Here is a 9,163-nt window from a genome sequence, read left to right as displayed (position 1 = left end):
TTAGAGAAGCGATTTCAACTCGTTTAAATGTCGAATCTCGTACGTCGACTCCATCGTCGCGGCCACTTCATTCGGATTGAACCAACATGTATCTAGGCCGTACATCCGCCCACCGGCGATGTCTGCCGTGACTGAGTCGCCAATGATTAAGCCCTTCTCTGGCTTTACGTTCGGGATTCGATCAAAGACGTAGTCAAAGAACGGCTTCATCGGTTTTTGCGAGCCGGTCGCATCCGATACGAAGACGTCTTGGAAGTACGGCAATAGTCCCGATGACTCTAACCGTTTGAATTGCGTCTCCGTCACACCGTTTGTGACGATATAGAGCGGATAGTCCGCGCTCAGCGTTTGGACAATCTCTAACGCGCCGTCGACCATGTGTACGCCTGCATGTAAGTAGTCCCGATACTGCTGTTCGACTTGCGGACCGTCGACCGTGAGTCCGAGCGAATCGAACAGTTTCGTGTGACGACCAACGAGTACTTCTTCACGGTCTACTTCGCCGCGCTCAAATGCGCGCCATAGGCCACTGTTAATGTCGACATACCGAGCCTTCACTTCATCCGTCATCTGGACATTGTAGGATGCGAGTAATTGTTCTAACGCAACGTGCTCACTTTGTTTAAAGTCTAGCAACGTGTCATCAATATCAAATAAAATTGCTTCATAACGTTTCATATTTCTTTCTAACCCCTCTCTTCGTCTAACTGTACAGGAAGTATTCAGGAACTTCAAAAGAGTGGCGACGGATGAATCTACACTTGAGTTCTAGTAATGGTATGTTTCTACTCTTGCTAACAGACCTCCCCACTTCCCATATCCGTCTCAAACGTCATGCTTCAAACCTAATCACTCGACCGATTAAGATGTTTATTTTTATAAAATAAGTGAATACTTCTTATGGTGAAGAAAAACAAAGGAGTGTTCTACATGCATACAGATTTTACGAAAATGTACATCAATGGTGAATGGGTGAACGGGTCGAGCGAGAAGTCGATCGACAACGTCAATCCGTTCTCAAACGAGACACTTTTCTCGATTCAATCGGCAGACGAAGATGATTTGAATCGCGCTTATGAAGCAGCCAAAGCGTCTCAGACGGACTGGGCTGACATGCTTCCGCAAGCACGACGGGAATTAATCGAGAAGTTTGCTCAGGTGACGATGGACAACAAGGACTACATCGTCGATTGGCTCGTGAAAGAGTCTGGCAGTACACGGATCAAGGCAGAAGGCGAATTTGCCGCATCAATGGCTATCATCAAAGAAGCCGCGACATTCCCATTCCGTATGGACGGACTCATCAAACCTTCGGTCGTGCCGAACAAAGAAAACCGGGTTTACCGTAAACCACTCGGGGTCATCGGAATCATTAGTCCTTGGAATTTCCCGTTCCATTTGGCTGTTCGTTCAATCGTGACGGCTCTCGCGACCGGGAATGCGGTCGTCGTCAAACCGGCTACCGCGACACCGGTCACAGGTGGCCTTCTGTTCGCATCGCTCTTTGAAGAAGCAGGACTTCCAAAAGGCGTACTCAATGTCGTCGTCGGACGAGGGTCTGAAATCGGCGATGCGATTGTCGAACATCCGATTCCGCGTCTCATCTCGTTCACAGGTTCAACCGAGGTTGGTCAAGGAATCGCAGAGAAGGCGGGACGCCTCTTGAAGAAAACCGCTCTTGAACTCGGTGGGAATAACGTGTTTGTCGTACTCGACGATGCCGATCTCGACCGCGCCGTCGAATCAGCGGTATACAGTAAATTCTACCATCAAGGGCAAATTTGTATGTCGACGAACCGAATCCTCGTCGCCGAATCGATTCATGATGAATTCGTGGAACGTTACGTCGAGCGCGTTAAACAATTGAAAGCGGGTGACCCGAACGAAAAAGACACGCAAGTCGGTCCGCTCATCGACCACGATCAAATCGATCGTATCTTAGAGCAAATCGAGAAAACCGTCGATGCAGGTGCGACCGTTCATACTGGCGGAACAGCCGACGGCAACGTTCTCGAACCGACCGTCCTCAGTGGTGTCACGAATGACATGCCACTCGCGAAAAATGAAATCTTTGGACCGGTTGCGGTCATCCTATCGTTTAAAGATGACGAAGAGGCACTCCGTCTCTCGAATGAATTGCCGTATGGATTGAGCGGTGCCGTCCACGGTTCGGTTTACCGTGCGACCAATTTCGCACGAAAAGTCGAAACCGGCATGATTCACGTCAACGACCAGTCGGTCAACGATGAACCGCATATGCCGTTCGGAGGCGAGAAAAACTCTGGTCTCGGACGATTCAATGGCGAATGGGTACTCGAGGAGTTCACGACGCTTCAATGGGTATCCGTCATGCATGAACGTCGCGAGTATAAACCATTCTTCTCATAAGACGGTCCATACAAAAAACCAGGCTGATCAGCCTGGTTTTTTGTATGAATTCTATATTCCACGATTTCACGAAGTCGATTTTGGCTTCTCAATGACGACTTTTCCATGTTCATCTAGAAGAGGCGTCATTCCACTCAATCCTAAGCCGCTAGTCATCAAGTAGTGAACGCCTGTATAGCTATCCACGACAATTTTAATGATTCCACCACTCATATGCTGTTTTGACTTCAATACAAATCGTTGTCCCACGAAATGTCTTCCTCCTCTTTTTTGATTTAGAATGCCTTCATCATCATCTCATATCTACATAAGGCACATACTATTTTTTACCATTTCAATCATTCTAAGAGTTCATTTACATCCTTGATGTGTTCTTCATCAACTTTAAAATATTCGCGACTTTCTATTCCTTTTGAAAAAATGAACTCGTTGTTATCACTTATCCAAAAGTTCACCATCAATTCCATCGTAGATTCAGCTGGGTTATTGATGGTCACTACATATTGAGGAAGCCCTTTTGGACGTTCGTTCGTGATTGAACTTGCTTCAATCATCGTTTTGAAGTCATCAATCTTTTCTTTATCTGTCACCGTATTTTCAGAGTACACAATTGTTTGTTCATCAGTATAATTGCCAACAACGAGCTCTCGTTCTTGTTGACCACATCCTATTAATATAGATAACGAAATCACACTGAGGAAGGTAATCATTTTCTTCAATAACATGTTCTCCCTCCTTTACATTTTGAATACTCTTACATATCATCATAAGCCATAATTTACAAAAAAAGACGAACCAAGGCGCATTTCACACCCCAATTCGTCGACAGTCTGACGTTATGTTAGATTTTCTTCACAAACTCTGACTTCAGTTTCATCGCGCCGAGACCTTCGATTTTGCAATCGATGTCATGGTCACCGTCCACAAGTCGAATCCCTTTTACTTTCGTCCCTTGTTTGACGACAAGCGATGTCCCTTTCACTTTCAAATCCTTGATGACAGTGACAGTATCTCCATCTTGAAGCGGATTTCCGTTCACGTCTTTGATTTGAGACGCGGCTTCCGCTTCGGCTGCCTCGCTCGGTGACCACTCATAGGCGCACTCCGGGCAGATGAGAAGTGGACCGTCCTCATATACATAAGACGATTGGCATTTTGGGCAATTCGGGTACTCGTTCATACATTTTCCTCCATTCGATTCACTCGTTTCAGTATATCGTATGGAGTGGCACCCTTTCTAGACGGTTCATCCTTCCGTAGGTGACGCAGGACCTTCTAAATCAAGTTGATAAAACGATAAATCGAGCCATTTTCCGAATTTATATCCGGCATTTCGAATCGTTCCTGAATGTACGAATCCAACTTTTTCGTGGGCACGGATGCTCGTCACGTTCGACGCATCAATTCCACCAATCACAGTCTTCATCCCTCTCGCTTCTGCGATACGGATGATTTCCTTTAATAATTTGTTCCCAATTCCTTTCCCGCGATAGCCAGGGTGTACGTACACGGAATGCTCGACCGTGTAGTGGTATGCCGGCCACGGGCGGAATGGCCCAAACGTTGCAAATCCCATGACGATATCATCCTCGACCCACACGATGATCGGACAGTCTTGTTCTTTCTTCTCTTCATACCAGGCGACCCTATTCTCGAGCGTTACCGGTTCATAATGATAGACGGCCGTGCTGTTCACGATTGCGTCATTATAAATATGTAAAATCATTTGAAGATCGTCTCGCCGACAGTTGCGAATCATACCAACACCTACTTCTCGTTTTTTTCATTATACGAATCCCTTCTTCAAAAGACACGAAAAAAGTGACCGGTCCCATCGACCGATCACTCAGATTATGCTGCTAAGCGGTCACACATCGAGGCGCATTCTGCACAGACGCGTGCACATTCCTGACAATGCGCGTGTTTATGTTTCTCACACTCTTGTGCACAGGCTTTACAGATGACCGCACACGCTCGAGCAAGTTCTGGGACAAATGCCGAGTCACGCGTCATTGCCTCGGCGAGAAACGCACAGGCCGCGGCACATTCACGGTCGAGCCGGATACAATCGACCATCATCTGTACGTCTTTTTCCTCTAGACAGGATTCCAAGCAATCATTACATGTTTCCACGCATTCGTGGAGTGTTTCGAGTTCATTCGCATAGATTCGATGAGCCATTCGTCATTCCCCTTTCACTTCTCCTTTGGATTTGGACACGTTACCCTTGTTCCCTAATCGACAAAAGAAAAACGACCCAGATCAAACATCCGGATCGTTCACGAATTTACGGTACAAATAAGCGATTCGATTAAGTAAGGCCTCATTATACCGTTTCGGCATGAAACGATAGCGATAGAGACGATACATTCGTTTCAAGTCTTCCCACTGATGGTCGATTTGTTGTCCTTGTCTAAAGCGTGCCAAATCAATCAAGAAAATCTGTCCGTTCGGGGTCAAAATAATGTTTCGCAAATGGACGTCCGATGGGGTCAATCCTAACAACCGTGCTTGACGAAGTGCTTCGTCCACGATTTCGATATAAGACGGGTCAATCCAGATGCCCTCTGTCAGACACTCAAACAGCGTCTTCCCTTCGATGTAATCCATGACTAAATAAGAGTCACCCGCTTCATAACAAGTCGGAAAATAAGGAAGCCCTTTTAGCTTTTCATAGATGGCTGCCTCTTCGATTGCGATTTGTTCGTATCCCGGAAAGAACACTTTAATGACGCGGTCCCTTTCTTTTAAACGAAACACGGCCGCACTGCGTCCAATCCCGTGTAACTGAAGCTCGGGGTGCATCTCCATTACCTGAAACGAGTCGCCCACCCGTTCGAAGGTGACGTCCGCATATGGTTTATAGTCACTCATCTGTCACGCCTCTTTCCTGTTTCTCTTCTTTATCATCATAGCGCATACAAGCTCATTTGACGCTAAAACTGCTCGAGGGGGTGACAAGTGACGCGCTTTCTTTGAAGACGTATAATGAAAAGCGACTGACAACCAAGGAGGAGCTATTATGCAACGCATCGCTTTAACAGAAGAACTATCATTCTCACGCGTCATCCATGGAATGTGGCGACTCGCTGATTGGGACATGACCCCACAGGAACGTCTCACGTTCATCGAACAATGTCTCGAACTCGGCATCACGACGTTTGACCATGCGGATATTTATGGTGGTTATACATGTGAAGGATTATTTGGGGAAGCGTTAAAACTAAAGCCTGAACTCCGTGACCAAATGGAGATCGTCACAAAAACGGGCATCAAATTGACAGGATCATTCAATCCGGGTCAAACGCTCAACTATTATGACACGACAAAAGAACATATCATCGCGCAAGCGGAGCGTTCGTTAAAAGAACTTGCCATCGATCACATTGATACATTATTGATTCACCGCCCAGACCCACTCATGAACCCGGATGAAGTCGCCGAGGCCTTCATTACGTTACGTGATAGTGGCAAAGTACGTGAATTCGGTGTATCCAACCACGTGCCGGCCACACAACACTTGCTTCAATCACGTCTCCCGTTCCAACTCGTGACGAACCAACTTGAACTCTCTCCAATGCAATTGAAACATTTCGAAGATGGGTCGGTTGACCTTTGTCACGAAAAACGGATGCCACTCATGGCTTGGAGCCCACTCGCAGGAGGGCAGCTTTTCAAAGACGAACAGTACGCACCTCTTCGTGAAAAACTCGAGGAGATTCGCGCGCGTCACAATGCGAGCGGAATCGATTCGATTGTGTATGCATGGCTCATCAAACACCCTGCGAACATCATGCCAATTATCGGATCAGGAAAAATCGAGCGCGTTCAAACAGGTGTCGACGCACTTCAAATCGATCTCACGCGTGAAGAATGGTTCGAAATTTTGAAGGCAGCACGCGGTCGAGATGTTGATTGAAGGGAACTTCATCAAATAAATTCCACCGGATTCTAATCTGATCATTTAGACGAAAAATTGTTATTTTTCGAATCTGCTTTAAATCAACGTTTTTTCGTCAAAAATCGACACGACAAAAAAAGCTAAAAGTAAAAATAAAACATAAATGGTTTCATCCCCCGTTCAGTTCAAGTTGGACGGGTTTTTTCATTTTTTTTTAAAATAACACATTAATTTTCCTAAGACTAAAGTCACAAAAAAATGGTGCTAGAATGGTGAAAGTGATTCATCGAAGGAGAGTACCGATGTGAAAAAGTACCTGATTTTCAGTACCCTCGTCATCCTATTTTTCTTATTCGGGTGCGAGGAAGAACGCGCACTCCGACTCCAACCTGCCCCAGAATATTATCAAGGACGTGCCTTGTTACCGAATGGACAACAAATCGAAATGCCAGAATCCGATCGCGCATTGATCATCAAATTGTGTCAACCAGACAATGCAGTTTCGACAATTCCGAGCGGCGAGAGACATTGGCTTGGAACGGTCACGCTGACACAGCCCTTAACAGATGTCGCCACGTCATCCGCGTTCCCGACGGCCACATTGTTTACAGTCAATAATGAATCGTACGTACAATGTCAGCTAGACTCGATTACGTATGTCACCAAAACAAACAATCTTCCTGAAAGCTTACATGATGTCCAATATACAGCAGACTCTTATCCAGATATCGCGAAGATTCGCTCTGCCGAACCACATGAATATGACCATTTTGCTGAAGAGATGAAAAAGCCGATAGGTAATGAGCCCTATCCAGAACGAACCGGAATCGAACATACCCTCTTCCATATCACGATGCCGTTTAACGGAGAATTTGAACTGACATTGACATCGTCAGAAGGAGAAGAGCGTCTGATGATTCCGATTGATGCATCACGTCAACCTTATCTGTCAGTAGGTCTCGGGGCAGAGCAATCGGATGATACGTTACAATATGCGATTTACACCAGTTCAGATCAAAACGATTATCAAACGGTCTTACGACCGAAAGATGGTCATATGTCACAGGTATTCGGTGCGAAGGCAGCATCTCAATTGCCATCTGTTCTTATACCCGGACACAGCTATCCACTGTATAGTTTTACGTACATGAAAGACGGAACGGCGCACCGTCAGCTCGTCTCCATCACGTATCATCAACCAGAATTAATGTATGGAGAGAAATTGAACGAACAAATTCACGAAACGTTAAGCAGTGAGCGACATGCCCTGTTTCATGAGTTAGCGCTTCTTGGTACAGAGTCAAAAGACGCCTCGTTTTTACAGCATGTCGGAACAGAAGAAGTAGACTTTCTCTTCCGTGCGATTGAACAGGCGAATGCGACATCTCACGCAGGAACACCTGCACCTGTTCCTTACTTAACACTGTTTCAAGGTGTATGTGCCCAAACGTTTGACGTGAGTTATGACGGGAACGATGTCTACGTAACGAATGCGGAGACGGGGGCCCACTTTAAACTGTTACGTGAGGACGCCATCAAGTGGCATAACCTATTTAAAGACAATAGTTGATTCGGCAGATGCCAAGTGCATCTGCCTTTTTTGCATATCCATGAGGCAAATTAGACCCTAACGAAAACGTTTTTTGGGAAGATAAAAAGAGAAAGGAGTGAAGTGTTGTGACCAATTCATTTGTTAGAGATGTCGACAAGCATTGGCGCGTCAGTTATCGCCAAAACGGATATCCGCACGTTCAACAAGGTTGGGTATTACCACCTGAACAAAAAGAGACGTTTGACCCCTTCATTTTGATGGCCGAAGACTGGTTCAAACGAGGAACGTTTTCCGATCATCCACATCGTGGGTTCCAGACGATCACATACGTCATCGACGGGCGTCTCGAACACATTGACAATCATGGAGGACATTCGATTTTAGATGCTGGTGATGTCCAATATATGAATGCCGGATGGGCGGCTCGCCATGCTGAGGAAGCCGTCGATGATGACCTCATCCATACCCTTCAATTGTGGTTGAATTTGCCGAAGTCTCTAAAAACGACGACGACCTCTTATCAAAATGTGTATGTCGAAGACGCGCCGGTTGTTCTGATTGACGGTGGGCAGCTTCGTGTCTACTCTGGCGAAATCGCTGGTGTAAAAGGACCGATGGAGAGTCTCGTTCCAATCACGATGACCGAGGTCTTGCTGAAAGAAGAGAGTGCGTACGAACATGTCCTTCCCGCGAACCATAACAGCTTCCTGTATGTTCTAGCAGGATCTGTTGAAGTCGGGACATCCAGTACCCCGCTCGATAAGACGGATGTGGCGACACTGACGTTTGATGAAACATCCGATGCGATGAGTACCCTTCACCTCCAAGCGACAAGCCGCACACGCGTCCTCATCTATTCGGGAAAACCGATTCGGGAAGAGTATATCGCGCACGGTCCTTTCGTGATGAATACGGAAGAAGAGATTCGCCAAGCCTTCCGCGACTATCATAGCGGCGACTTCGGCCCTCCAGCCGTCAAATAAACAAAGGGAGCATCTCAATTTGCGAGAGCTCCCTTTCGTTCATTTTTCCGGTTGTAGTACGGTTTGTTGTGTCGGAACGTGACCGATTGGTACAGTACGCTCCACGAGGACGTAACGTTTACCTTCGACTTCGAACTTGCGGTCCCCAAGGTAATGGGCAGCCTTGCCGTCTTCATATAGCTTCGCCAAAATGGCAGGCACGTATTCTTCTAACTTCGTGTAATGCTCATCGAGGGTCATGACGATGTTTCCCCCTTTATATCCGAGCCAGTAACTATAAAAGAACCAACCCAATGAAAGTACCCCGAGAATTCCTAATCCAATTGTGATCCATTCCAT

The 9,163-nt window shown here is 46.4% G+C and carries 12 protein-coding genes; 4 read left to right on the top strand and 8 right to left on the bottom strand.

From position 1 onward, the window contains the following. Positions 1–678: a YjjG family noncanonical pyrimidine nucleotidase gene (locus AC5LIL_RS01185; protein ID WP_214785100.1), complete on the bottom strand. Its 678-nt coding sequence runs from the start codon at positions 676–678 to the stop codon at positions 1–3. A gap of 252 nt (positions 679–930) precedes the next feature. Here AC5LIL_RS01185 and AC5LIL_RS01180 point away from each other — a divergent pair, with 252 nt between their 5' ends. Further along, complete coding sequence (locus AC5LIL_RS01180; protein ID WP_499824591.1) at positions 931–2,388, top strand: aldehyde dehydrogenase family protein; 1,458 nt, start codon at positions 931–933, stop codon at positions 2,386–2,388. Between the two features lie 66 nt (positions 2,389–2,454). On the opposite strand, the gene AC5LIL_RS01175 is transcribed toward AC5LIL_RS01180, so the two are convergent. The 6 genes from AC5LIL_RS01175 to AC5LIL_RS01150 form a co-directional block, all read right to left on the bottom strand. Beyond that, on the bottom strand, positions 2,455–2,637 hold the full coding sequence (locus AC5LIL_RS01175) for a DUF6440 family protein (protein ID WP_074035494.1): 183 nt from the start codon (positions 2,635–2,637) through the stop codon (positions 2,455–2,457). Between the two features lie 89 nt (positions 2,638–2,726). Next, complete coding sequence (locus AC5LIL_RS01170; RefSeq protein WP_499824590.1) at positions 2,727–3,113, bottom strand: hypothetical protein; 387 nt, start codon at positions 3,111–3,113, stop codon at positions 2,727–2,729. A gap of 116 nt (positions 3,114–3,229) precedes the next feature. Next, positions 3,230–3,568 (bottom strand): zinc ribbon domain-containing protein YjdM, encoded by a 339-nt coding sequence (locus AC5LIL_RS01165; protein WP_337874493.1) that lies wholly within the window; start codon positions 3,566–3,568, stop codon positions 3,230–3,232. 66 nt (positions 3,569–3,634) lie between these two features. Then, positions 3,635–4,147 (bottom strand): GNAT family N-acetyltransferase, encoded by a 513-nt coding sequence (locus AC5LIL_RS01160; protein ID WP_499824589.1) that lies wholly within the window; start codon positions 4,145–4,147, stop codon positions 3,635–3,637. Positions 4,148–4,239: 92 nt separating this feature from the next. Next, a complete protein-coding gene (locus tag AC5LIL_RS01155; RefSeq protein WP_499824588.1) occupies positions 4,240–4,569 on the bottom strand; it encodes a four-helix bundle copper-binding protein in 330 nt (109 codons plus the stop codon). Between the two features lie 81 nt (positions 4,570–4,650). Further along, positions 4,651–5,262, bottom strand: a complete 612-nt coding sequence (locus AC5LIL_RS01150; protein WP_499824587.1) for a protein kinase family protein — start codon at positions 5,260–5,262, stop codon at positions 4,651–4,653. Positions 5,263–5,410: 148 nt separating this feature from the next. On the opposite strand from AC5LIL_RS01150, the gene AC5LIL_RS01145 reads away from it, so the two are divergent. The 3 genes from AC5LIL_RS01145 to AC5LIL_RS01135 all read left to right on the top strand — a co-directional run bounded on the left by AC5LIL_RS01145 (position 5,411) and on the right by AC5LIL_RS01135 (position 8,824). After that, positions 5,411–6,307, top strand: coding sequence for an aldo/keto reductase (locus AC5LIL_RS01145; RefSeq protein WP_339963737.1), 897 nt, complete (start codon positions 5,411–5,413; stop codon positions 6,305–6,307). A gap of 286 nt (positions 6,308–6,593) precedes the next feature. Continuing rightward, positions 6,594–7,859, top strand: a complete 1,266-nt coding sequence (locus AC5LIL_RS01140; protein ID WP_339963736.1) for a hypothetical protein — start codon at positions 6,594–6,596, stop codon at positions 7,857–7,859. A gap of 107 nt (positions 7,860–7,966) precedes the next feature. Continuing rightward, complete coding sequence (locus AC5LIL_RS01135) at positions 7,967–8,824, top strand: pirin family protein (protein WP_214785116.1); 858 nt, start codon at positions 7,967–7,969, stop codon at positions 8,822–8,824. 39 nt (positions 8,825–8,863) lie between these two features. Here AC5LIL_RS01135 and AC5LIL_RS01130 read toward each other — a convergent pair whose 3' ends face one another. Next, entirely contained in the window at positions 8,864–9,163 is a 300-nt protein-coding gene (locus AC5LIL_RS01130) for a hypothetical protein (protein WP_214759938.1), read from the bottom strand.

This window comes from Exiguobacterium sp. RM11 (assembly GCF_059821525.1).
Note: the sequence above shows the minus strand (reverse complement) of the source record. Positions and strands in the feature narration are given on the sequence as shown.

Coding starts and splice junctions, on each gene's coding strand:
- AC5LIL_RS01145 (WP_339963737.1), top strand. CDS start 5,411: ATGCAACGCATCGCTTTAACAGAAGAACTATCATTCTCACGCGTCATC.
- AC5LIL_RS01130 (WP_214759938.1), bottom strand. CDS start 9,163: ATGGAATGGATCACAATTGGATTAGGAATTCTCGGGGTACTTTCATTG.
- AC5LIL_RS01165 (WP_337874493.1), bottom strand. CDS start 3,568: ATGAACGAGTACCCGAATTGCCCAAAATGCCAATCGTCTTATGTATAT.
- AC5LIL_RS01160 (WP_499824589.1), bottom strand. CDS start 4,147: ATGATTCGCAACTGTCGGCGAGACGATCTTCAAATGATTTTACATATT.
- AC5LIL_RS01185 (WP_214785100.1), bottom strand. CDS start 678: ATGAAACGTTATGAAGCAATTTTATTTGATATTGATGACACGTTGCTA.
- AC5LIL_RS01170 (WP_499824590.1), bottom strand. CDS start 3,113: ATGTTATTGAAGAAAATGATTACCTTCCTCAGTGTGATTTCGTTATCT.
- AC5LIL_RS01150 (WP_499824587.1), bottom strand. CDS start 5,262: ATGAGTGACTATAAACCATATGCGGACGTCACCTTCGAACGGGTGGGC.
- AC5LIL_RS01180 (WP_499824591.1), top strand. CDS start 931: ATGCATACAGATTTTACGAAAATGTACATCAATGGTGAATGGGTGAAC.
- AC5LIL_RS01155 (WP_499824588.1), bottom strand. CDS start 4,569: ATGGCTCATCGAATCTATGCGAATGAACTCGAAACACTCCACGAATGC.